The 21,046-nt window shown below is 73.0% G+C and carries 22 protein-coding genes and 1 pseudogene; 12 read left to right on the top strand and 11 right to left on the bottom strand.

What is annotated here, in order from left to right; all coding sequences use genetic code 11:
* Positions 1-282: 282 nt before the first annotated feature.
* Genes AS857_RS02065 through AS857_RS02045 form a run of 5 tightly spaced genes read left to right on the top strand, consistent with a single transcriptional unit; the run spans position 283 to position 4,635 of the window.
* Complete coding sequence (locus AS857_RS02065; RefSeq protein ID WP_058041368.1) at positions 283-1,797, top strand: sensor histidine kinase; 1,515 nt, start codon at positions 283-285, stop codon at positions 1,795-1,797.
* 25 nt (positions 1,798-1,822) lie between these two features.
* Positions 1,823-2,209 carry a roadblock/LC7 domain-containing protein gene (locus AS857_RS02060; protein ID WP_206329087.1) on the top strand — a complete coding sequence of 129 codons (387 nt, stop codon included), beginning with the start codon at positions 1,823-1,825 and terminating at the stop codon, positions 2,207-2,209.
* Positions 2,206-2,571 (top strand): DUF742 domain-containing protein, encoded by a 366-nt coding sequence (locus AS857_RS02055; RefSeq protein WP_058041366.1) that lies wholly within the window; start codon positions 2,206-2,208, stop codon positions 2,569-2,571. Before AS857_RS02060 ends, AS857_RS02055 begins: the two co-directional genes overlap by 4 nt.
* Complete coding sequence (locus tag AS857_RS02050) at positions 2,552-3,190, top strand: GTP-binding protein (protein WP_058041365.1); 639 nt, start codon at positions 2,552-2,554, stop codon at positions 3,188-3,190. The genes AS857_RS02055 and AS857_RS02050 overlap by 20 nt, the downstream gene beginning before the upstream one ends.
* Complete coding sequence (locus AS857_RS02045) at positions 3,187-4,635, top strand: cytochrome P450 (protein ID WP_058041364.1); 1,449 nt, start codon at positions 3,187-3,189, stop codon at positions 4,633-4,635. Before AS857_RS02050 ends, AS857_RS02045 begins: the two co-directional genes overlap by 4 nt.
* 263 nt (positions 4,636-4,898) lie before the next feature.
* Here AS857_RS02045 and AS857_RS40905 read toward each other — a convergent pair.
* Positions 4,899-5,507, bottom strand: a pseudogene (locus AS857_RS40905) (terpene synthase family protein); the annotation flags it as partial.
* 539 nt (positions 5,508-6,046) lie between these two features.
* On the opposite strand from AS857_RS40905, the gene lnt reads away from it, so the two are divergent.
* Entirely contained in the window at positions 6,047-7,615 is a 1,569-nt protein-coding gene (lnt, locus tag AS857_RS02040; protein ID WP_058041363.1) for an apolipoprotein N-acyltransferase, read from the top strand.
* Here lnt and AS857_RS02035 read toward each other — a convergent pair.
* Positions 7,587-8,492, bottom strand: a complete 906-nt coding sequence (locus AS857_RS02035; protein ID WP_058041362.1) for a Gfo/Idh/MocA family protein — start codon at positions 8,490-8,492, stop codon at positions 7,587-7,589. The two genes, lnt and AS857_RS02035, sit on opposite strands and share 29 nt — an antisense overlap.
* Before the next feature lie 107 nt (positions 8,493-8,599).
* Between AS857_RS02035 and AS857_RS02030 the strand changes: the two genes are divergently transcribed.
* Complete coding sequence (locus AS857_RS02030) at positions 8,600-9,109, top strand: DinB family protein (protein WP_058041361.1); 510 nt, start codon at positions 8,600-8,602, stop codon at positions 9,107-9,109.
* A gap of 78 nt (positions 9,110-9,187) precedes the next feature.
* Positions 9,188-9,892, top strand: coding sequence for a hypothetical protein (locus AS857_RS02025; RefSeq protein ID WP_144440695.1), 705 nt, complete (start codon positions 9,188-9,190; stop codon positions 9,890-9,892).
* A gap of 68 nt (positions 9,893-9,960) precedes the next feature.
* Here AS857_RS02025 and AS857_RS02020 read toward each other — a convergent pair whose 3' ends face one another.
* The 5 genes from AS857_RS02020 to AS857_RS02000 form a co-directional block, all read right to left on the bottom strand.
* Positions 9,961-10,659: a uracil-DNA glycosylase gene (locus tag AS857_RS02020; protein WP_058041359.1), complete on the bottom strand. Its 699-nt coding sequence runs from the start codon at positions 10,657-10,659 to the stop codon at positions 9,961-9,963.
* A gap of 100 nt (positions 10,660-10,759) precedes the next feature.
* Positions 10,760-11,554, bottom strand: a complete 795-nt coding sequence (locus AS857_RS02015; RefSeq protein ID WP_058041358.1) for an SDR family oxidoreductase — start codon at positions 11,552-11,554, stop codon at positions 10,760-10,762.
* 14 nt (positions 11,555-11,568) lie between these two features.
* Positions 11,569-12,330, bottom strand: a complete 762-nt coding sequence (gene fabG / locus AS857_RS02010) for a 3-oxoacyl-ACP reductase FabG (protein ID WP_058041357.1) — start codon at positions 12,328-12,330, stop codon at positions 11,569-11,571.
* Between the two features lie 141 nt (positions 12,331-12,471).
* Positions 12,472-12,867 carry a DUF3037 domain-containing protein gene (locus AS857_RS02005; protein ID WP_058041356.1) on the bottom strand — a complete coding sequence of 132 codons (396 nt, stop codon included), beginning with the start codon at positions 12,865-12,867 and terminating at the stop codon, positions 12,472-12,474.
* Entirely contained in the window at positions 12,864-13,688 is an 825-nt protein-coding gene (locus AS857_RS02000) for a HipA family kinase (RefSeq protein ID WP_058041355.1), read from the bottom strand. Before AS857_RS02000 ends, AS857_RS02005 begins: the two co-directional genes overlap by 4 nt.
* 95 nt (positions 13,689-13,783) lie before the next feature.
* Here AS857_RS02000 and AS857_RS01995 point away from each other — a divergent pair, with 95 nt between their 5' ends.
* A complete protein-coding gene (locus tag AS857_RS01995; protein ID WP_079109998.1) occupies positions 13,784-14,293 on the top strand; it encodes a Rieske (2Fe-2S) protein in 510 nt (169 codons plus the stop codon).
* Between the two features lie 22 nt (positions 14,294-14,315).
* Here AS857_RS01995 and AS857_RS01990 read toward each other — a convergent pair whose 3' ends face one another.
* Positions 14,316-14,960, bottom strand: a complete 645-nt coding sequence (locus AS857_RS01990; RefSeq protein WP_058041354.1) for a cysteine hydrolase family protein — start codon at positions 14,958-14,960, stop codon at positions 14,316-14,318.
* Between the two features lie 140 nt (positions 14,961-15,100).
* On the opposite strand from AS857_RS01990, the gene AS857_RS01985 reads away from it, so the two are divergent.
* Positions 15,101-15,571 carry a pyridoxamine 5'-phosphate oxidase family protein gene (locus AS857_RS01985; protein WP_058041353.1) on the top strand — a complete coding sequence of 157 codons (471 nt, stop codon included), beginning with the start codon at positions 15,101-15,103 and terminating at the stop codon, positions 15,569-15,571.
* 145 nt (positions 15,572-15,716) lie between these two features.
* Here AS857_RS01985 and AS857_RS01980 read toward each other — a convergent pair whose 3' ends face one another.
* Positions 15,717-16,628, bottom strand: coding sequence for a LysR family transcriptional regulator (locus tag AS857_RS01980; protein WP_058041352.1), 912 nt, complete (start codon positions 16,626-16,628; stop codon positions 15,717-15,719).
* A 75-nt stretch (positions 16,629-16,703) separates the two neighbouring features.
* Here AS857_RS01980 and AS857_RS01975 point away from each other — a divergent pair, with 75 nt between their 5' ends.
* Positions 16,704-17,756 (top strand): DMT family transporter, encoded by a 1,053-nt coding sequence (locus tag AS857_RS01975; RefSeq protein WP_079109997.1) that lies wholly within the window; start codon positions 16,704-16,706, stop codon positions 17,754-17,756.
* A 98-nt stretch (positions 17,757-17,854) separates the two neighbouring features.
* Here AS857_RS01975 and AS857_RS01970 read toward each other — a convergent pair whose 3' ends face one another.
* Complete coding sequence (locus AS857_RS01970; protein ID WP_079109996.1) at positions 17,855-19,186, bottom strand: aminotransferase class I/II-fold pyridoxal phosphate-dependent enzyme; 1,332 nt, start codon at positions 19,184-19,186, stop codon at positions 17,855-17,857.
* A gap of 35 nt (positions 19,187-19,221) precedes the next feature.
* On the opposite strand from AS857_RS01970, the gene AS857_RS01965 reads away from it, so the two are divergent.
* On the top strand, positions 19,222-19,893 hold the full coding sequence (locus AS857_RS01965) for a pyridoxamine 5'-phosphate oxidase family protein (protein ID WP_107105486.1): 672 nt from the start codon (positions 19,222-19,224) through the stop codon (positions 19,891-19,893).
* Here AS857_RS01965 and AS857_RS01960 read toward each other — a convergent pair.
* Positions 19,880-20,890, bottom strand: a complete 1,011-nt coding sequence (locus tag AS857_RS01960) for a DMT family transporter (protein ID WP_058041348.1) — start codon at positions 20,888-20,890, stop codon at positions 19,880-19,882. The genes AS857_RS01965 and AS857_RS01960 overlap by 14 nt on opposite strands.
* Between the last annotated feature and the right edge of the window lie 156 nt (positions 20,891-21,046).

The following is a 21,046-nucleotide window of genomic DNA, read 5'->3' as shown; positions in this document are numbered from 1 at the left end:
AACTTGCACCGAACATACATTCATACGATTCGTAAACCCATTCGGAATTCGAAGCGCGGGGCCATTATCGAGCCTTTCGAATTCCTGCGTCAGGCCAATCTGCGAATATGACAACTTCGCGCGGGAGCACCGCGCGACCGGCTACGCTCCATGTCGCGCAGCGGGTTGTGGCGACTACTTCACGGTGCGCACAAGTGCTGCGCCGGCGCCGTTCTCCGCGGGAGACACCCGGGATTGCCGCGCGCCGGGCCCTACGCCTTCTTAAGAGTTCCGAGGATCCCGATGGTTGGTACTGGCTCGTCAGTTCAACGGCGGCCCGTCTCCGCTCTGATATGGCTGATCTCCCCCTTGGTACTGGCCGTGTGCACGGGTACGGCGGTCCTCGCCGTCGCTCCCGACGCCCGCGTGCCGGTGGCCTGGTGCGGTGCCTCCGCCACGGTCGCGGTGGCGCTGGCAAGCTCCGAGGCCGCCCGGCGGGGACGGGTCATCGCGGCCCTGCGGCGGCGCTGCACCGAGCAGGAGGCCGGCCTGCGGTACCAGCTCGACCAGCACGAGGCGGAGACCCGGCGGCTGGCCAAGGAGCTGCTCCCCCGGGCCATCCACCTGCTGCAGCGCGGCGCCCCCACCGAGGTCGTGCTGCGCCACACGCTTCCCGTCCACGACCTCGAGCCCGGCTACGCGGCCGCGCACCGGTCGGTGCTGAAATCCGTCATCGAAGCCGTGCAGGCGGAGGAGGGGCTGCGTGACTCCGCGCAGCGCGCCTTCGTCAACATCGCCCGTCGCATGCAGGCCATCGTGCACCAGCAGGCCTACGACATCCGGGAGATGGAGCACAAGCACGGCAACGACCCCGACGTCTTCGGCGATCTCCTCCACCTCGACCACGGCAACGCCCTGACCGGCCGCCTCGCCGACAGCATCGCCGTCCTCGGCGGCTCCCGCCCCGGCCGCCAGTGGAAGAACGAGATCCCGCTGTACAACGTGCTGCGCGGCGCCATGTCGCGGATCCTGGAGTACCGGCGGGTCGACCTGCACTCGGTGGCCGACGTCGCCGTGGTCGGCGCCGGCGTCGAACCGGTGATCCACGCCCTGGCCGAGCTGCTGGACAACGCCACCCGCTACTCGCCCCCGCAGACCCGGGTGCACCTGACCGCCGTGGACATCCAGTCCGGCATCGCCGTCGAGATCGAGGACGCCGGCGTCGGCCTCACCGACGAGGCGCGCCGCCGCACCGACCGCGTCCTCTCCCGCGAGGGCGCCCTCGACCTCGACGACCTCGGCGAGGCGCCGCGGCTGGGCCTCGCGGTCGTCAGCCGGCTCGCCCGCACGTACAACTTCCTGGTGTCGCTGCGGCCCTCCGCCTACGGAGGCGTCCGGGCCGTGCTGGTCATCCCCATGGACCTGATCACCGCCAGCAAGCACCCCGGCGGCGACATCGCCCGCGCGCCCAAGCTCCCGCCCTTCAAGTCCAAGCGCCGCCCGGGCCAGAAGATCCCCCCGCCCGCTCCGCAGACGGCTCCGCCGATGATGGAGCACCCCATCCCGCCGCCGCTCGGGGACAGCGGACTGCCGCAGCGGCGGCGGCGCCGCGGCCCCGCGCCGCTCCCGTTCGGCCGGGGCGCGGCCGAACGGCGGGACCGGCCGCCGGCCCCGCCCGCCGCGCCGGCCGCTCCGGAGGAGGCCCCCAAGCAGCCCGGAATGTGGCTGGCCGCCTTCAACCGCGGCATCAACGGGGAGTCCCTGGAGCCGGATGCCGGCCGGTCGCACAGTGATATCCCGTCAGACAAGGAAGAGTAGCCAAGTGACGCAGCCGCGGTTCAACATGGACTGGATGCTCAAGGACCTGGCAACCAGTGTTCCGCAGACCCGCCACGTGATCGTGCTGTCCTCGGACGGCCTGCGCATGGCTCAGCACGGCACCGACCCGGACGCCGCCGACCGCCTCGCCGCCGCCTGTGCCGGACTGCAGAGCCTCTCCACCGCGATCGCCGGTGAATTCCCCCACGGGGACGGGCAGATGCGCCTGGTCGTGATCGAGGTCGACGGCGGATTCTTCTATCTGATGGCCGCCGGGGCCGGAGCCTTCCTCGCGGTGCTGGCCGACGACGACGTGGACGCCGAGCTGATGGGCATGCGGATGCGGGATCTGGTGGCCCGCATCGGTTCGCATCTCACCAGTCCGCCGCGGGTCGGCGGGTCGGTGACATGAGCACGGAGGGACCCGGCTCCCCGACCGCGCCCGGCAGCCCGGACCGGCTCTACATCCTCACCGGAGGCGAGCCCCGCGCGGAGCGGAAGACGGAGCTCGACCTGGTGACGCTGATCGTCTCCCGGTCCGAGGCCGACCCCGGGCTGCAGCCCGAGCACGCCGCCATCGTCCGGATGTGTGCCTACCCGCTCTCCGTCGCCGAGATATCGGCCTATCTGGAACTGCCGGTCAGCACGCTGACCCTGCTGCTCACGGAGCTGGTGGCGGGTCGTCACGTGGAGGCCCGGCCGCCGGTGCCGGCGGCGGCCCTTCCCGACGTTCAACTTCTGGAGGCGGTGATGAATGGACTACAGAAGCTCTGACTCCCCCGGGTTGGAGACCTATGCGGGGCCGCGCAGCGAGGACGTCCTGCCGGCCTCGGCCACCGCGGCCGTCAAGGTCGTCATCGTCGGCGGGTTCGGGGTCGGCAAGACGACCCTGGTGGGCTCGGTCAGCGAGATCCGGCCGCTGACCACCGAGGAGACGATGACCCAGGCCGGTGTCGGCGTGGACGACATCGCCGGGATCGAGCACAAGACCGAGACGACCGTGGCCATGGACTTCGGCCGGATCAGCATCAACGAGCACCTGGTGCTGTATCTGTTCGGCACTCCCGGCCAGGAGCGCTTCTGGTTCCTGTGGAACGGCCTGTTCGAGGGCGCCCTCGGTGCGGTGGTCCTCCTCGACACCCGCCGCATGGACGTCAGTTACGACGTGATCGGGCGCCTCGAGGAGAAGGGAGTGCCCTTCGTCGTCGGCGTCAACCGCTTCCCCCAGGCGCCCAGATACCCGATGGAGCAGCTCCGCTCGGCCATGGACCTCGACGACTCGGTGCCCATGATCGACTGCGACGCCCGCGACCGCGCCTCGTGCCGCGACACCCTGCTCACCCTCATGCGCTACCTCTACACGCTCACCACCGCCTCCACGGAGCACCAGTGACCCTCCCTTCCGAACGCCCCCGCACCACCTCCCCGGCCGGGCCTCCCCCGCAGTGCCCGGCCCATGCGACCGGCCCCGGCGGGATCACCCGGCTGTACGGCCCGGAGGCCGAGGCCGACCCGATGGGGCTGTACGAGCGGCTCCGCCAGAAGCACGGCCAGGTGGCGCCCGTCCTGCTGCACGACGACGTCCCGGCCTGGCTCGTCCTCGGCTACCGCGAGAACCTCGACGTGGCGCGCACCCCCTCGCGCTTCTCGCGCGACTCCCGGCGGTGGATCGAGGCCCGCGAGGGCCGCGTGGCCCCGACCCACCCGCTCGCGCCGATCACCACCTGGCAGCCGATCTGCGTCTTCGCCGACGGCCAGCAGCACGAGCGCTGGCGCGGCGCCGTCAACGACAGCATCGCCCGCTTCGACAAGCGGGGCATCCGCCGCCACGTCACCCAGTACTCGAACCAGCTCGTCGACCGCTTCTGCGCCTCGGGCCGGGCCGACCTGGTGCACGAGTTCGCCGAGCAGCTGCCGATGATGGCGATGACGCAGCTGCTGGGCATGCCGGAGGCGTACAGCCCCCAGCTCGTCAACGCCGCCCGGGACATGATCAAGGGCACCGAGACGGCGATCGCGAGCAACGAGTTCGTCCAGGAGACGCTGCGCAAGCTGGTGGCGCGCAAGCACGTCGAGCCGGGCGCCGACTTCACCAGCTGGCTGCTGGAGCACCCCGCCGGGCTGTCGGACGACGAGGTCCAGCAGCATCTGCGGCTGGTGCTGATCGCGGCCTTCGAGACCACGGCGAACCTCATCGCGAACACCCTGAAGATGGTGCTCACCGACCACCGCTTCCAGGCGTCCCTGGCCGGCGGTCACATGACGCTGCCGGATGCGGTCGAGCAGGTCCTGTGGGACGAGCCGCCGTTCATCTCGATCCTGGGCCGCTGGGCGACGCAGGACACGGAGCTGGCGGGTCAGCAGATCAAGGAGGGGGACGCCCTGATCCTGGGGCTGGCCGCCGCCAACATGGACACGGTCATCCGCCCTGATCCCGACGTCCCCGTCCACGGCAACCGCTCGCACCTGGCGTTCAGCGGGGGCCAGCACGAGTGCCCGGGCCAGGACGTGGGCCGGGCGATCGCGGACACGGGCATCGACGCCCTGCTGCTGCGCCTGCCCGACCTCACCCTCGCGGTGGACGAGTCGGAGCTGACCTACCGCTCCACCCTGATGTCCCGTCACCTGACCGGGCTGCCGGTGCGGTTCACGGCGCGGGCGCCGCTGCCCCCGGAGGAGACGCTGACACCCGCGCCGGAGCCGCCCCTGCCCGCTCAGCCGGAGCGGGCCGAGCAGCCGGCCATCCCGGCGCCGCCGGTCCGGGCCGCCGGTCCGGAGACGCCCGGTTCGCGGCGGTCGTGGTGGAGGTCGCTGCGGCGTCTGCTGGGGCGGCGGTAGCAGCCGGCCTCGAGCTGGTCCCACCACCAGGCGATGGCGGGGATGGGCAGGGCATCCGGGCTGTCGTCCGACGGGAGCGGCTTCCACCACTCCACGTCGGCGGCGGTCCCGTACGGGTCCTGGTAGCGGGCGCAGGCCGAGGCCCAGTCCAGGTGCCCGCGGACGAAGTGGCCCAGCGCCACCAGGTAGCAGCGCAGTTCCACCCCGGCCCGGGGCCAGATCTGCTCGCGTAAGCGCAGGAAGAGCGTCATGACGCGGTCGCGCATCGCCATGGCCTCTTCCTGGGCCCGGGCGGGCTCCCAGTCCCGTTCCTGGGCGAGGACGTCGATCAGGTTGAGGTTGTCACCGGCACGCCGGATCTCCTTGTTCCGTGAGTAGAAGTCGTTGTCCCAGGCGACGAGCGTCCAGGTCATCTCGGTGAGGGCCCGGACCTCGGGCCGGTCCAGGTCGCGGTCGTCGAGTTCGTATCCTCCGGCGATGTCCATCAGGGCCGTGGAGGGCGCCATGCCGATGGCGCGCATCCACATCGTGGCGTAGTCGTTCACGGACGGCAGGGCCCGGTCGCGGCGGCAGGCGGCCTCCCACACCAGGCCGGTGAGGTAGGTGCGCATGCCCTCGGTCCAGTGGCGCAGCTGGCTCGGCGTCGCGTGCTCGGCCAGCTCCAGGCGGACGGCCCGCAGCGCCGCGGCGTGGGGCGAGTCATCCGGCCACTCCGGTACCGGCGCTTCCAGAACGCGCATGATGCGTGAGGTCGTGTGCGCCAGGCCGTGGGCGGTGGCGGTCGACTCGTCGCACAGGGCGTCGTCCAGGGAGAAGAGCACGGCGTGGAGCTTGGCGACGACGGTGAGCGGTCCGGACTGGCCGTAGGGCATGGTCCGGGCCGTGAGCCCGCCGAAGTCGCACCGGGCGAGGCGTTGCCGCTGGTGCGCCGAGGTGTCGAGCTGTCGCTGGAGCATCCAGTCGACCGAGGTGCGGTCGATCTCCCGGATGCCCGGGTGCACCGCCGGCGGTATCGGACAGTAGAAGGGCACGACCTCCAAGGGCTGTACTGATATGCGATCTCGCACGCCCGTCACGGCGCCTCCCCAGGACGGCTCGCAGCGTTCCTGTCCGCTTTTGCGCGGTACCTGCCCAGGGTGGACCGGAGGTAACCCGTGGCGCATACCCGGTCACACCTTTCCAGCGCAGGATGCAAGGCTCACTTCGGATCATTTCTGACCGAACCCGACCAAAGGAGCTTTTCCGATGAGTGGCGGCGGTGGAATATTGCACCCCGATGTCAGAATTTTTTCCTCATGATCCTCTGCTGTTCGAAAAGATAAAGGTTGACCGGATCCCGCTCATGCGTCGCGCGGACGAATGATCGACGATCTACGGCGCCGGTGACCGTTCGGGCCCAGGGAGGCACACCATGACGACGCAACCGCCGGACGGCCCGTACGCCGGGCTGCCGACCCGGCCCTGGCCGCGGGCGGCTGCGGCGGTGGTGGCGGGAGCGCTTCCCGCACTCACGTTTCCCACGCCTTCGCTGTGGTGGCTGGCCTACGTGGCGCTCGTACCCTGGCTGTCCCTGATCCGCACGGCGCCCTCCGCGCGGCGGGCGGCGCTCGACGGCTGGCTCGGCGGTGGCGGATTCCTGCTCGCCGTGCACCACTGGCTGCTGCCGAGTCTGCACGTCTTCATCCTGGTGCTGGCCGCGCTGCTGGGGCTGCTGTGGGCGCCGTGGGGCGTGCTGGTCAAGCGACTGCTGGGCGGTTCCCCGGGGCCGGCGCGGGCCGCCGCAGCCCTCCTCGCCGTACCTTCCGGCTGGTTGATGGTCGAACTTGCCCGTTCATGGGAGTATTTGGGCGGACCGTGGGGTCTGTTCGGGGCGAGTCAGTGGCAGGTGCAACCCGCTCTCAAGCTCGCTTCAACGGGCGGGATCTGGCTGGTTAGTTTCCTCCTCGTGGCCATCAACACCGCTGTTTCCACGGTCATTTGGGCTTCTCGCGCGCGTATCACCGGACTAATCGGCCTGGCGGGCTGTGCAGCGGTCGTCGCCGGGGTGTGGATGTGGGTGCCTTCGCCGCGCTCCGCGGGCACCGTCCGGATCGCTCTCGTCCAGCCGGGCGTCGTCGACGGGACGGGCAGCGTCCAGCACCGGTTCGACCGCCAGGAGGAGCTCACGAGGAAGCTGGCCGGGCAGCGGGTGGACCTCGTGGTGTGGGGCGAGAGCGGCGTCGGCGGCGACCTCGCGCAGCACCCCGGTCTCCGGGACCGGCTCACCGCGCTCTCCCGCGAGGTGGGGGCGGACCTCCTCGTCAACGTCGACGCGCGCCGCTCGGACCGGCCCGGCATCTTCAAGAGCTCCGTGCTCGTCGGCCCCGGCGGGCCGACCGGGGGACGCTACGACAAGATGCGGCTGGTGCCGTTCGGGGAGTACGTGCCGGCGCGCTCCCTGCTCGGCTGGGCCACGTCGGTGGGCAAGGCGGCCGGCGAGGACCGCATGCGCGGCGAACACCCGGTGGTGATGCGGCTGCCCGCCTCTCCCTCCGTGCCGGAGGGCCTGCGGATCGGCCCGCTGGTGTGCTTCGAGTCGGCCTTCCCCGACATGAGCCGGCAGCTGCCCCGCGACGGCGCCCAGGTGATCGTCGCGCAGTCCTCCACCTCCACGTTCCAGCACAGCTGGGCCCCGTGGCAGCATGCCTCGCTCGCCTCGCTGCGGGCGGCCGAGACCTGGCGGCCGGTGGTGCACGCGACGCTGACGGGCGTGAGCACGGTCGCCGGCCCGCAGGGCCGGGCGGTCGGCGCACCGCTCGGCACCGACCGCAGCGAGGCCGTCGTCCGCGAGGTGCCACTGGCCCGCGGCACGAGCCCCTACGTCCGGTACGGGGACTGGGTCGTCCTGGCGTCCCTGGCGGTGATCGCCTGCACGTGCGCCGCCGAGGGCGTCCGGCTGGTGCGACGGAACGTCAGGAAGCCTGCTCCGAAGCGGCCTTGACGATGCGCTCGCACAGTTCGTGGGTGGCCAGCGCGTCCTCGGCGTCGAGCAGCTTGCCCGCCCGGACCGCGTCGAGGAAGGCGAGGACGGTCTGCTCGATGCCGCGCTGACGGGAGACGGACACCCAGTCGCCGCGCCTGCGGACGCTGGGCTGCCCCTTGTGGTCGATCACCTCGGAGAGGTTGAGGACCTGCCGCTTGGTGTCCTGTCCGGAGACCTCGAGGATCTCCTCGGTGGAGCCGCTCATCCGGTTCATGGTGCCGATGGCCGTGAAGCCGGCGCCGGAGAGCTGGAGTACGACGTGGTGCATGAGGCCCTCGCGGACCCGGGCGCGCACGTCCACGTGCTCGACGGGCCCCGGGGCGAGGAAGCGCAGGGTGTCGACGACGTGGATGAAGTCGTCGAGCACGAGGGTGCGCGGGTCCTCGGCCAGCCCGACGCGGTTCTTCTGCATCAGGATGAGGTCGCGCGGGTGGTCCAGGCACTGGGTGTAGGACGGCGCGTAGCGGCGGTTGAAGCCGACCATCAGGCTCACGCCCCGCTCCCGGGCGAGGCGGACGAGCCGCTCGCTGGTGGCGAGGTCGTAGGCGAGGGGCTTGTCGACGTAGACCGGCACGCCCGCTTCGAGGAGGCGGGTGACGAGCTCGGGGTGGGCCGCGGTCGCCGCGTGGACGAAGGCCGCGTCGAGGTCCGCGGCGAGCAGCGCGTCGAGGCCGGTGTGGCACTGGGCGTCCGGGATGCGGTGTGCCTCGGCGACGCGCGCGAGCGTGGCGGGGGTGCGGGTGTGGAGGTGGAGTTCGAGACCCGGCCGGGTGGCAAGTACCGGAAGGTACGCCTTCTGTGCGATGTCTCCGAGTCCGATGCAGCCGACCTTCACAGCGCCTCCCTGGATACGTGCCTTCGTTTGGGAAGCATACGGCTGTACGGAAGGGCACCGGCGAAAACCTCTGGCGCGGGCGGCACGGGGGCGCGAGGATGACCGCCATGATCATTCCTGAGCGTCCCACGCCCCCCACGATCTCCGACGAGCGCACCAGTCTGGAGAGCTGGCTCGACTTCCACCGTGCCACGCTGGCCCTGAAGTGTGCGGGCCTGGACGAAGCACAGCTGCGCGAGGCCTCGGCGCCGCCGTCCCCGATGAGCCTCATGGGTCTCGTCCGGCACATGGCCGACGTCGAGCGCAGCTGGTTCCGCCGGTGCCTGGCCCGCGAGGACGCCGGGCCGATCTTCTACACCGACGAGGAGCCGGACCGGGACATGGAGGTCACGGAGACGGACAGCTGGGAGGAGGCCTACGCCACCTGGCAGGCGGAGATCGCCGCGGCCCGGGAGGTGGCGCGCGGGCGCTCGCTGGACGACCGCGGCTTCGCCCCGCACCGCAACAAGGAGTTCGACCTGCGGTGGATCTACGTCCACATGATCGAGGAGTATGCGCGCCACAACGGCCACGCCGACCTCATCCGCGAGCGGATCGACGGGGCGACCGGGGCCTGAGCGCTCCCGGACGCATGATCGCACATCACCCGTGCGGGTAATTCCCAAGGCCGACGGCCGCACAGCAGAGTTGAGCGAGTGCATCGACTGCCTGCAGTGACGGTCATGGCGGCGGCGGTGGCGCTGGCGGCCGCCGGGTGTGTGTCCGTCTCCCAGCCGCCCGCCTCCCACTCCCCGCCCCGCCCGCCGGGCCACTCCCGGGCGGGCGATCTGCTGCCCGGCCCCGCCCGTGAGGATCTGATCACCACGGGGCCCGACGGAGCGCGCTCCCCCACGGCTCCCGGGCAGGACCCGAGAGCCGCCACGGCCGGGGGCGCCTCGGGACCCGAGGGCGCGATCACCCCTTCCGGCCGCTCCGGCGCCCACGGCCACCGGGACGGGGCGGATCCTGCGGATCCTTACGACTTCGGCGATCCCCCGGACGCCTCCGACGACGGAGCGGAGCCGTCACGCTCCTCCGGCTCCCCGCGGCTCTCGCACCCGCCCCGCAGGGCGGGCCGCACCTGGGCCTCGCCGGACCGGCCCGCATCCCCGGACCTCGGCCCGTCCTACCCGCGGAGCGAGGCGCCCGCCCCGCAGCCGGAGCAGCGCACCGCGGACTCCCCGCCCGCATCGGCCTCCCACCGGGAAGCGTCGTCCGCGGCGCCGCCCCCGCAGGCACCACCGCCGGCGCCCGCGCCCCGGGCCCGTAACAACAACGTCTGCGCGATGGGCCGGCAGCACGGGCGCTGGCAGCAGGGCGGCGACGCCTCACGGATCTGCGACTCGGTCTACGGGCACTGACGCACCGCCGCAGTGCGGCCGGGGCCGGCGGGCACGATGCCCGCCCGCGGGCCCCGGCCGGGACCGGATCAGAGGGCCGGCACGGCCGCCAGGTCCGGGATGCGCCAGTCGATCGGCTCGTGGCCCTGGGCCGCGACCGCCTCGTTGATCTGGCTGAAGGGGCGGCTGCCGAAGAACTTCTTCGCCGACAGCGGCGAGGGGTGGGCGCCCTTGACCACGACGTGCCGACTCTCGTCGATCAGGGGCAGCTTCTTCTGGGCGTAGTTGCCCCAGAGGACGAAGACGGCCGGGTCGGGCCGGGACGCCACGGCGCGGATGACCGCGTCGGTGAACTTCTCCCAGCCCTTGCCCTTGTGGGAATTGGGCTCACCGCCGCGGACCGTCAGCACGGCGTTGAGCAGCAGGACGCCCTGCTCGGCCCACGGCTGGAGGTAGCCGTTGTCCGGGACGTCGTAGCCGAGCTCCTCGCGCATCTCCTTGTAGATGTTGCGCAGGGAGGGCGGGGTCTTCACCCCGGGGCGGACCGAGAAGCACAGGCCGTGGCCCTGGCCCGCGCCGTGGTAGGGGTCCTGGCCGAGGATGAGGACCTTGACCTGGTCGTACGGGGTCGCGTCCAGGGCTGCGAAGACCTCCCCGCGCGGCGGGTACACCGGTGCCTTCGTGCGCTCCTCCTCCACGAAGTCGGTGAGCTCCTTGAAGTAGGGCTTGTCCAGCTCCTCGGCGAGGACACCGTGCCAGGACTGGGGCAGCACGTCGGTGACGGTCACGTCAACAACCTCCGGGGTTCGTTCCGTTCTCGGGTGAGAACTTACCGGCGACCACTGACAACGGCCGACGCCCGCCCCCGGCGCCCGGTGCCGCCCGCCCTCAGAACCCCGCGTTCAGGAAGATCCCGCCGTCCACGACGAGGGTCTGCCCGGTGATCCACCCGGCCGCGTCCGAGAGCAGGAACGCGGCCGCTCCCCCGATGTCCTCGGGCACGCCGAGGCGGCCGAGCGGGTACGAGGCCACGACCTCCTCCTCGCGCCCCTCGTAGAGGGCGGCGGCGAACTTCGTCTTGACGACGGCCGGTGCGATGGAGTTGACCCGCACCGCCGGGGCGAACTCGTGCGCGAGCTGCAGCGTGAGGTTGACCATCGCGGCCTTGCTCATGCCGTAGGCCCCGACGAAGGGGGAGGCGGAGATGCCGGCGACCGACGCGATGTTGACGATCGCGCCGCCGTTGTCCTTCTGCCACGCCCGCCACGTCTGCTGCGCGAAGCCGAGGGCGGAGATCACGTTGGTCTCGAAGACCTTGCGGGCGACGCCGAGGTCGAGCTCGGCCATGGGGCCGAACACGGGGTTCGTCCCGGCGTTGTTGACCAGGTAGTCGATGCGGCCGAACTCCTCCATGGCGTGCTGCACGGCGGAGACCTGGTGGGCCTCGTCGTGGGCCTTGCCCGCGATGCCGATCGCCCGGCCCGCGCCGAGCGACTCGACGGCCTGCTTGAGGGCGTCCTCGTTGCGGCCGGTGATCACGACGCGGTCGCCGCGGGCGACGAGCGCCTGCGCGATGCCGTAACCGATGCCGCGGCTCGCTCCGGTGACGAGGGCGACCTTGCCGGTGTCCCGGCGGCCGGCCTGCTCCTGCTGCTCCTGCTGCTCCTGCTGCTGTGCAGTCATCTCCGTGCTTCCTGTCAGTTGAGCGGTCCGCCGGCCACGTACAGGACCTGTCCCGAGACGAAGCCCGCCTCCTCGCCGGTGAAGAAGGCGACCGCGTTGGCGATGTCCTCGGGCTCGCCCACGCGCTCCACCGGGATCTGGGTCGCCGCGGCGGCCTTGAAGTCCTCGAAGGTCATGCCGAGGCGGGCCGCGGTGGCGGCCGTCATCTCGGTGGCGATGAAGCCGGGGGCGACGGAGTTGGCGGTGATGCCGAACTTGCCGAGCTCCTTGGCGAGCGACTTGGTCAGGCCCTGCACGCCGGCCTTGGCGGCGGCGTAGTTGGCCTGGCCGCGATTGCCGAGGGCGGAGCTGCTGGAGAGGTTGACTATGCGGCCGAAGCGCGCGTCGACCATGTGCTTCTGGCAGGCGCGCGACATCAGGAACGCGCCCCGCAGGTGCACGCTCATGACGGTGTCCCAGTCGCTCTCGCTCATCTTGAACAGCAGATTGTCACGGGTCACGCCCGCGTTGTTGACGAGGATGAGCGGCGCGCCCAGCTCGGCGGCGATCCGGGTGACGGCGGCGTCCACCCGGTCGGCGTCGGAGACGTCGCAGCCGACGGCGAGGGCCCGGCCGCCGGCCGCGGTGATCTGCTCGACGGTGCCCGCGCAGGCCTCCTCGTCGAGGTCCAGGACGGCGACCGCGCGGCCCTCCCGGGCCAGGCGGACGGCGGTCACGGCACCGATGCCGCGGGCCGCGCCCGTGACGACGGCCACGCGCTGCTCGGGCTTGGGCATACGGGGATCTCCTCACCTCGAAGGCGGCCCGCCCGCCCGGCACCCGGCCGGGCAGGTGAGCAACCGCTTAGTAGCTTCGGCGGGTCAGACGCTAGAAGCCCCGCCACCCGCTGTCAACGCCTTCCCGCGCCGCCCTGCACCTCACCTCACCAGCAGGTCCAGCAGCCGCTCCGGCTCGCTCTCCGGATCCGCCGTCAGGCCGGCGTGCACGGGGCCCGGCTGCACGACCGTACTGCGGGGAGCGATCAGCCAGCGGAAGCGGCGCCCCGGGTCGTCCCCGGCGGCCTGTCCGGCACGCTCCCCGCCGAGGCAGACGCCCTCGACGGCACAGAGCGCGGCGCGCACGCCCGCCACGTCCGCCGTCGGGTCGAGGGCCAGCAGCCGCGCCTCGTCCAGGTGGACGCGGGCGGCGACGTAGCCCTTGGCCTGGCAGTAGACGACGACCCCGGCGTTGATCTGCTCACCGCGCTCGACGCGGGGGACGACCCGCAGCAGTGCGTACTCGAAAACTTCGCGTCCGTTGTGGCGCCCGGTCACTTCCCGGCCCTTCCGTCGAGCCTGACACGCACCCACTCCGGCGCCTGCGAGGGCTTGTCCTTGCTGCGTTCGCCGACCGCGATCCGGTCGCCGATGCTCCGTGCCCGCTCCAGCAGCACCTCGACGTAGGCCCGGCGCACCGCGTCGGGGCCGTCGAAGCCCGGCTCGTCCGCGAGCCACTCGTCGGGCACGTCGGCGGCGACCTCGGTCAGCAGCTCCTCGGTGACGCGCGGAGCGAGCTCGGCCGCGGCCGCTGCGAGGTCCGGGCCGAAGGTGGCGAGGACGTGGTCGGAGGCGTCGTAGGCCTTGCCCGCGGCCGCGGCGGCCCCCGGCCAGTTGTGGTGCCAGATCATGGTGGCGCCGTGGTCGATGAGCCACAGCTCGCCGTGCCACACGAGCAGGTTGGGGTTGCGCCAGGAGCGGTCGACGTTGTTGATGAGCGCGTCGAACCAGATCACGCGGCCGGCCTCGGCCGCCCCGACCTCGAAGGCGAGCGGGTCGAAGCCGAGCGCGCCGGGCAGGAAGTCCATGGCGAGGTTGAGCCCGCCGCTGGCCTTGAGCAGCCCTTGCACCTCCTGGTCCGGCTCGCCCCGGCCGATGACCGGGTCGAGCTGGATGGCTGCCAGGTCCGGGACGCGCAGGCCGAGGGCGCGGCCGAGCTGTCCGCAGACGACCTCGGCGACCAGCGTCTTGCGGCCCTGACCCGCACCGGTGAATTTCATGACGTACGTACCCAGATCGTCGGCCTCGACGATGCCGGGGAGCGAGCCGCCCTCACGCAAGGGCGTGACGTATCGGGTGGCTGTGACTTCGGGGAGCATTGCCCCAGGCTACTGCGGGACTTCTGCCGCCCTTTGAACGCGGGGGCCGCCGGCTCCGTACGTCTCCCTGAACCTGCACGTTCAGAGGAGCGAACATGAACCACACGTCACGGACCGCTTCCACCGACTCGGCAGACTCCGCCGGATCCCCGGGTTCCGGTGAGCCCTCCGTCTCCCCGGCCCCGCGCGGCTCGACCCGCCGCAGCGTCGTCGCGGCGGCGGGGGCCGCCGGTCTCGTCACCGTGCTCGCCGCGTGCGGCGGAGGGGGCGACGGCGGCAAGGACGAGGGCGGGGACGGGAAGGGGGACGGAAAGGGTGACGGGGAGCTCGCGAAGGCCGCGGACATCCCCGAGGGCGGCGGCAAGGTCTTCCCGGACCGGAAGGTCGTGGTGACCCAGCCGGTGAAGGGCGAGTTCAAGGCCTTCTCGGCGGTCTGCACCCACCAGGGGTGCGTGGTCAAGGACGTCTCCGGGGGCACCATCAACTGCCCGTGCCACGGCAGCAGGTTCCGGATCGTGGACGGGAGCGTGCAGGGCGGTCCGGCGCAGGGGCCGCTCCCCGAGGAGCAGGTCTCGGTCCGCGGCGGCTCGCTGCACCTGGGGTGAGCCCGGGCGCCGCAGCCCGGCGTCAGCCGCTCCGGGGCGTGCTCCGCCAGCCGCGCAGGACGGCCTCGGTCGTGGTGACGGTGGCGACGAGCGCCAGGGTGTGGCTGACCATGGCCGCGGTGTAGTCCGCGGGCACGCCGGCGATGGCGTCGGCGGGGACGACGGCCGTGTAGCCGAGGTTGACGGCGTCGAAGACGGTGTTGGGCACGGCCACGTTGGCCGAGACGCCGGTGACGACGAGGGTGCGGCAGCCGAGGTTGCGCAGGAGGGCGTCCACGCCCGTGCCCGCCAGGGGCGAGAGCCCGTGCAGCCGCCGGACGACCAGGTCCGCGTCGCCGACCGGGATCGGGTCGGCGACGCGGACCGCGCGGGTGCCGGTCAGCTGCTGCACGGGCAGCCGCTCGGCCGCGCGGAAGAGGCGGGCGTTGCGGCTGGCGCCGCGGCCGTCGGGGCGGCGCTCGGCGACGGCGTGCACGACCTGGACGCCCGCGTCGTGCGCGCCCGCGACCAGGCGGGCGATGTTCACGAGGGCGCCGGAGGCGCGGGCGGCGGCCGCGAGCTCGGGCAGGGCGCTGTCGGGGCCTACGACGCCGCGCTGGCACTCGACGGTGAGCAGCACGGTCGTCGCGGGGTCGAGGCGCTCGGCGGGCGGGTCCGGCGGCGCCATGCTGGTCGCTCCCTCCTGGGGCCGGTGTCCGGCGGGTGAGGACCGGGCCGCGTGAGGGTAGCGGGCATTGCGCCGGCGGGGGAAGGGGTCCACACTTCCTGACACTCAGTCAGACAGCGGGGTGCGGGGAGGGCGCGGGCATGGTCACCACCCAGCGGCGGGGCCGCCGGATCATGATGACGCGGCCGGAGCTGGACGCGTTCCTCGCCGGGCAGCGCACCTGCCGGGTGGCCACGGTGGGACGGGACGGGCGTCCGCACCTGAGCGCACTGTGGTTCGTCTGGGACGGATCCGCGGTGTGGCTGTACTCGATCGTCCGCAGCCGCCGGTGGGCGGAGCTGCGGCGCGACGCCCGGATCGCGGTGCTCGTGGACGACGGGCGGGAGTACGGGGAGCTGCGCGGAGCGGAGCTGTCGGGCACGGCCGCCTTCGTCGGCGAGGCCCCGCGCACGGGCGAACCCTGCCCGGAGCTCGCCGCGCCGGAGGCCCTGTTCACCACCAAGTACTTCGGCGGCCTGCCCTCGATGCCGCACGACGGCCGCCACGCCTGGCTCCGGCTGACACCGGAGGCGATCGCCTCCTGGGACTTCCGCAAACTGCCGGGCGGCTAGCGCCCCCGCCCCGCGCCCGGCCTGACCCGACCCGGCCGGGCCCGCCTGCGCAACGGAGTGCGCCTTTTCCGATCACGGCTTCCGACCACTGCTTCCGACCACGGCTCCCCGCCACCGCTTCCGGCCGCGGCTCCCGGCCACGGCCCTAGGCGGAGCCCGCCATCTCCTCCCCCGCCGCCCTCAGCGCCTCGACCGCCGCGCGGATGGACGGCCGCCGGTCCGCGTCCGCGCGCCAGATCGCGTAGACGTGGCGGCGCACGGTGTGCCGCACCGGCACCACGCGCACCCCTTCCGGGACGGGGCCGCGCCCCAGCCGCGGGGCGACGGCGACGCCCAGCCCGGCGGCGATCAGGGCGAGCTGGGTGTGGTGCTCCTCGGCCATGTGGGAGATGCGGGGCTCGATGCCCTTGCCGCGCAGGGTGAGCATCAGCCAGTCGTGGCAGAACTCGCCGCGGGGCCAGGAGACCCAGTCGTCGTCGGCGAACTCCTCCAGGTCGACCTGGTCCCGGCCGGCCAGCGGGTGGTCCACCGGCATCGCCACGTCGGCGATGTCGTCGAGGATCGGGGCCTTGGCCAGCCCGTCCGGCATGGGCAGGGGCTTGTTGTACCAGTCGAGGACGACCGCGACGTCGATGTCGCCGCGGACCACCCGGGGCACGGCCTCCTCGGGCTCCATCTCCTCCAGCCGGGCCCGCAGCTGGGGGTGGGCGCTGCGCAGCCCGGCGAGGGCGGCGGGGAAGAGACCGCGGGCGGCCGTGGGGAAGGCGCCGAGGAGCAGCTCCCCGACGGCCTGCCCGCGCTGCGCCTCGAGGTCGGCCTGGGCGAGCTCGACCTGCGAGAGGATCCGCGAGGCGTGGTCGGCGAGCAGCCGTCCGGCGTCGGTGAGCCGCACGCCGCGGCCGTGCTTGGCGAGCAGCTGCTGCCCGGTCTCCCGCTCCAGCTTGGCGAGCTGCTGGGAGACGGCGGACGTCGTCACGTGCAGCCCGTCCGCCGCGGCGCTCACGGATCCGTGGCGGGCGACGGCATTGAGGGTCCGCAGACGCTCCAGGTTCAACATATAAGCAACCCTACGCGATGAGCCCCACTTATATTTACTTGTTCTAAAGGCGGGTGCGCCGCCATCCTTACGGTCATGCGCACCACTGCAAGCTCCGGCTCCTCCGGCCCCTCGGCTCCAGCGGCTTCCCCCGCTCCCCCGGCTCCCCCCGTCTCCTCCGCGCCCCCTCAGCAGGGCCGCCCTGCCGTGGACTGGAGGATCCGCTTCGGTGCGCTCGCCCTCATCTGGGGATGCAGCTTCCTGTTCATCAAGCTCGGCACCGACGGCTTCCCGCCGCTGTACGTCTCCTTCGGCCGGATGTTCTTCGGCGCGGCGGTGCTGGTCACGATGCTGGCCGTGAAGCGGGAGGGCCTGCCGCGCGCCGCACGCACCTGGGCGCACCTGGCCGTTGCGGCGTTCCTGCTCAACGCCCTGCCCTTCACGCTCTTCGCCTACGCCGAGCTGCGCATCCCCTCCACCCTCGCCGGCATCTGCAACGCCACGACCCCGCTGTGGGGCATGCTCCTCTCGCTCGTGGCGCTGTCCGAGGACCGGCCGACCCGGCGCCGCTTCGCGGGGCTGGCCATCGGCTTCGCCGGCGTGCTGACCGTGCTCGGGGCCTGGCAGGGCTTCTCGGGGCAGGACGCGGCGGGCACGGTGATGGCCCTCGCCGCCTCCGCCAGCTACGCGGTCGGCTGGATCTACGTCCGGCGCACGCTGGCCGACACCGGCGACTCCAACCTGTCGAAGTCCGGCGCGCAGCTGCTGCTGGGCACGGCCCAGCTCGCCGTCGTCGCCCCGGTGTTCGCCCCGGTGCCGACCTCCTTCCCCGCCGTGCCGCTGCTGGCCGTCTTCGCCCTGGGGGCGCTGGGCACGGGGCTGGCCTTCCTCGTGCAGTACGGACTGGTCGCCGAGGTCGGGCCCACGACGGCGACCATGATCACCTACCTCGTCCCGGTCGTGGCGACCATCGCCGGCGTGGCCTTCCTCGGGGAGGCGCTCAGCTGGAACACCCCCGTGGGCGCGCTGATCGTGCTGGCCGGCGCCGCCCTCACCCAGAGCAAGACCCAGGGCAGCTCTCGGAGCAAGACCCGAGGCGCGTCCCAGGGCAAGGCCCGCGAGCTGTCCGAGCTGCCCGAAGGGAAGTGACGGCGCTCCACCCGCCGCTCCTCCCCCACCCCGGACCGACACTGCATCACCCGGCCCCGTCGCCCCGCACCGGCCCACCGGAGCGGGCGGCGGGGCCGTCAGTCGTAGCGCCCCACCACCGACGGGCGGGTCACGGAGGCAAGGGCGTCCGCGACCGGCACTATCTCGTCCACGGTCAGGCCCGAGACCGTCAGCCGCACCGCCGGCGGTGACGCGAGCCGGAACCGGGCACCCGGCGCGACCGCCCACCCCGCGTGCAGCAGCCGCGCGACCGCCGCCGTCTCGTCGGGCACGGGCAGCCATACGTTCATCCCGCTGCGCCCGTGCGCCGCGATCCCCCGCTCGCGCAGGGCCCGGACCAGCGGATCCCGGCGACGCCCGTACGCGCCGGCGACCTGCGCCGCGTCCACCGCGCCGCTGCGCCACAGATGGACGACGGCGTCCTGCAGGATGTGGCTGACCCAGCCGGGGCCCAGCCGCTGCCGGCCACGCACCCGGTCCACGGTGACGGCGTCGCCCGTGAGCACCGCGAGCCGCAGGTCCGGCCCGTACGCCTTGGCCACGGAGCGCACGACGACCCAGTGGTCGGTGCACCCCGTCAGGGTGTTGAGAGGCAGATCGACGATCCCGTGGCCGTGGTCGTCCTCGATGAGCAGCGCCTGCGGATGGCCGGCGAGCACGGCGCGCAGCTCGCGCGCACGGGCCTCACCGACCACCGCCCCGGTGGGGTTCTGCGCCCGGCCGGTGACGACGACGGCTCGCGCTCCCTGCCGCAGCACCCGGTCCGCGGCCTCCGGCAGGGGACCGTCGTCGTCGACGGGCAGGGGAACGGGCCGCAGGCCGAGGGCCGGGACCAGGTCGAGGAGGCTGCCCCAGCCGGGATCCTCGACCGCGACGGCATCCCCGGGCCGCAGGTGCACGGCGAGCACGCGCTCGATGGCGTCGAGCGCACCGGAAGTGACGGCGAGCGGCCCTCCGGGGATGCCGTCCGCGTCGAAGGCCGCTCTGGCGAACCGCTCCAGCTCGGTGTCGACGGCGGGGGCTCCGTACAGGGCGGGGGCCTCGGCGGCGCGCGCGGCGGCAGCGGCGAGCGCCTCGCCGAGCGGGGGGAGCAGGGAGGGATCGGGATTGCCCGCCGAGACGTCCCGGACGCCCTCGGGGGCCTCGACGTGGATGAGCTCGCGGGGCGTGCTGGCCGGGCGGTGGCGCACGCGGCTGCCGCGGCGCCCGGCCGTCTCGATCACCCCGCGCTCGCGCAGCGTCCGGTAGGCGGCGGCGACCGTATTGGGGTTGACCCCCAGCTCGACCGCCAATTCCCTCATGGGAGGGAGCAGTTCGCCCGGAGCGAGCTTGCCCGCGCCCACGGCGCGCTCCACGCTCGCGGAAATCTCTGCTGCGCGACGACCTTCGATCCGATAGTCTCCTAGCACAAAACAGATTATGCACTAGTGCAATGGAGTTCGCAATGGCTGTTGCGCCGCCCGCCACGTACGAGCAGACCGACCGGACCACCCCCACCCGCGTCCGCGAGCGCGCCTCGTACGACCGCGAGGTCGTGCACGCGATCCTCGACGCGGGCTACGTCTGCCACCTGGGCTTCGTGCGCGACGGGGCGCCGGTCGTCCTGCCGACGCTCTACGGGCGCATCGGCGAGCGCCTCTACGTGCACGGCTCGACGGGCTCGCGACCCCTGCGCGGCGCGGGCCGGGCGGGGGACGCGGGCATGCCGGTCTGCGTGACCGTCACCCACGTCGACGCCCTCGTCCTCGCGCGCTCCGCCTTCCACCACTCCCTCAACTACCGCTCGGTCGTGGTGCACGGGACCGCCCGGCAGGTGACCGAGGAGCAGGAGAAGCGCGCGGCCCTCGACGCCCTGGTGGAGCAGGCCACGCCGGGCCGGTCGGCGGACTGCCGCCCGGCCTCGGCCAAGGAGCTCGCCGCCACGGCCGTGCTCCGCGTCGACCTCGCCGAGGTCTCCGCGAAGATCCGCACCGGGGGCGTCAACGACGAGATCGAGGACCTGCCCCTCCCCCACTGGAGCGGCATCGTCCCCGTGGCCCCCGCGTACGGCACGCCCATACCCGATAAGCACCTCGCGCCCGGCACCCCCGTGCCCGGCTACGTCACCGCTCTCTGACCGGAACCCCGAGCGGGTCACGGAGCGGGTCACCGAGCGGGTCACCGAGCGGCTCCGCCGGCACCGGGGCGGCCGGTCCGCGTGCCTCCGCGGCGGCCAGTGCCGCCACGGCGCACAGCAGGACCGCCGTGCCGAGCGCGGTCGCGGCCGTGAGGTGCTCGCCCAGCAGGGCCACGGCGATGACCGCCGCCGTCACCGGCTCCAGCAGGGTGATCACCGAGACCGTCGTGGCCCGCACCACCACGAGCCCCGCGAAGAACAGCCCGTAGGCCAGCGCCGTCGGCACCGTCATGAGGTAGGCCCCCAGCGCCAGCGTGCGGCCCAGCTGCCGGTCCTGCGGCCACATGCCCTCGGCCGCCGCCAGGGGCAGCAGGCACACGGCGCCGACCACGAAGGAGGTCACGGTCGTGGTGAAGGGATCCGTGGCCCGCTTCTCGCGCTCCAGGATGCGCGCGTAGACGGTCACGACGGCGTATCCGGCGGCGGAGAGCAGCGCGAGCGCCACCCCCGCCGGGCGCACCGCGCCCGTGCCGTCGTTGCCCAGCATCAGCACGGCCAGTCCGGCGCACGCGCCGCCGACGGCCGTGACGCCTCCGGCGCCGAGCCGTTCCCCCATGAGCAGCCGGCCGCCGAGGGCGACGAGGACGGGCGAGGCGCCCAGGGTGACCACGGTGCCGACGGCGATCCCGGTCGCCTCCACGGCCGCGAAGTAGGCCGTCTGGAAGACCGTCAGGCCGACGCCCGTGATGAGGACGCGCGCCGTTCTGCGCGGCCACGTCTCGTGGGGCCGGACGGCGCGGTCGCGCGTACGGGCCGCGCGGCGCCGCATCAGGAACCGGGCGGCCAGCAGCAGGACGAGACCGCCCGCGGTGCGCCAGAAGGTCAGCGCGGCCGGGCCGAGGCCGCTGCTGTCCATGAGGAGGTCGGCGGTGGCGCCGGTGGTCCCCCAGGAGGCGGCCGCGACGGCCACGTAGAGCAGACCGCGGCCGACGGACATGCCGTCTGCCGGATCCGGCGAGGCCAAGGGGGTTGACGAGGACGAGGGGGCCGGGCCGGCCTGAAGGTGCTCGGGCCGCCCGGTGGCCGGGCAGGACGAAGGAGCGGAACGGGGCATGACTGTTCTCCCGCGGAAGACGTGAAGTGATCGCTGGTC

Source organism: Streptomyces roseifaciens, assembly GCF_001445655.1.
GTDB lineage: Bacteria > Actinomycetota > Actinomycetes > Streptomycetales > Streptomycetaceae > Streptomyces > Streptomyces aureoversilis.
This window is presented reverse-complemented; position numbering and strand designations above follow the sequence as displayed.

Excerpts from the sequence above, each read along its gene's own strand:
- AS857_RS02015 (WP_058041358.1), bottom strand. The coding sequence starts at position 11,554 with ATGACTGCACAGCAGCAGGAGCAGCAGGAGCAGCAGGAGCAGGCCGGC.
- AS857_RS02055 (WP_058041366.1), top strand. The coding sequence starts at position 2,206 with ATGAGCACGGAGGGACCCGGCTCCCCGACCGCGCCCGGCAGCCCGGAC.
- AS857_RS01960 (WP_058041348.1), bottom strand. The coding sequence starts at position 20,890 with ATGTCCGTCGGCCGCGGTCTGCTCTACGTGGCCGTCGCGGCCGCCTCC.
- AS857_RS01995 (WP_079109998.1), top strand. The coding sequence starts at position 13,784 with ATGAACCACACGTCACGGACCGCTTCCACCGACTCGGCAGACTCCGCC.
- AS857_RS01985 (WP_058041353.1), top strand. The coding sequence starts at position 15,101 with ATGGTCACCACCCAGCGGCGGGGCCGCCGGATCATGATGACGCGGCCG.
- AS857_RS01975 (WP_079109997.1), top strand. The coding sequence starts at position 16,704 with ATGCGCACCACTGCAAGCTCCGGCTCCTCCGGCCCCTCGGCTCCAGCG.
- AS857_RS01990 (WP_058041354.1), bottom strand. The coding sequence starts at position 14,960 with ATGGCGCCGCCGGACCCGCCCGCCGAGCGCCTCGACCCCGCGACGACC.
- AS857_RS02030 (WP_058041361.1), top strand. The coding sequence starts at position 8,600 with ATGATCATTCCTGAGCGTCCCACGCCCCCCACGATCTCCGACGAGCGC.
- lnt (WP_058041363.1), top strand. The coding sequence starts at position 6,047 with ATGACGACGCAACCGCCGGACGGCCCGTACGCCGGGCTGCCGACCCGG.
- AS857_RS01965 (WP_107105486.1), top strand. The coding sequence starts at position 19,222 with ATGGCTGTTGCGCCGCCCGCCACGTACGAGCAGACCGACCGGACCACC.
- AS857_RS02000 (WP_058041355.1), bottom strand. The coding sequence starts at position 13,688 with ATGCTCCCCGAAGTCACAGCCACCCGATACGTCACGCCCTTGCGTGAG.
- AS857_RS02065 (WP_058041368.1), top strand. The coding sequence starts at position 283 with ATGGTTGGTACTGGCTCGTCAGTTCAACGGCGGCCCGTCTCCGCTCTG.
- fabG (WP_058041357.1), bottom strand. The coding sequence starts at position 12,330 with ATGCCCAAGCCCGAGCAGCGCGTGGCCGTCGTCACGGGCGCGGCCCGC.
- AS857_RS02050 (WP_058041365.1), top strand. The coding sequence starts at position 2,552 with ATGGACTACAGAAGCTCTGACTCCCCCGGGTTGGAGACCTATGCGGGG.
- AS857_RS02060 (WP_206329087.1), top strand. The coding sequence starts at position 1,823 with ATGGACTGGATGCTCAAGGACCTGGCAACCAGTGTTCCGCAGACCCGC.
- AS857_RS01980 (WP_058041352.1), bottom strand. The coding sequence starts at position 16,628 with ATGTTGAACCTGGAGCGTCTGCGGACCCTCAATGCCGTCGCCCGCCAC.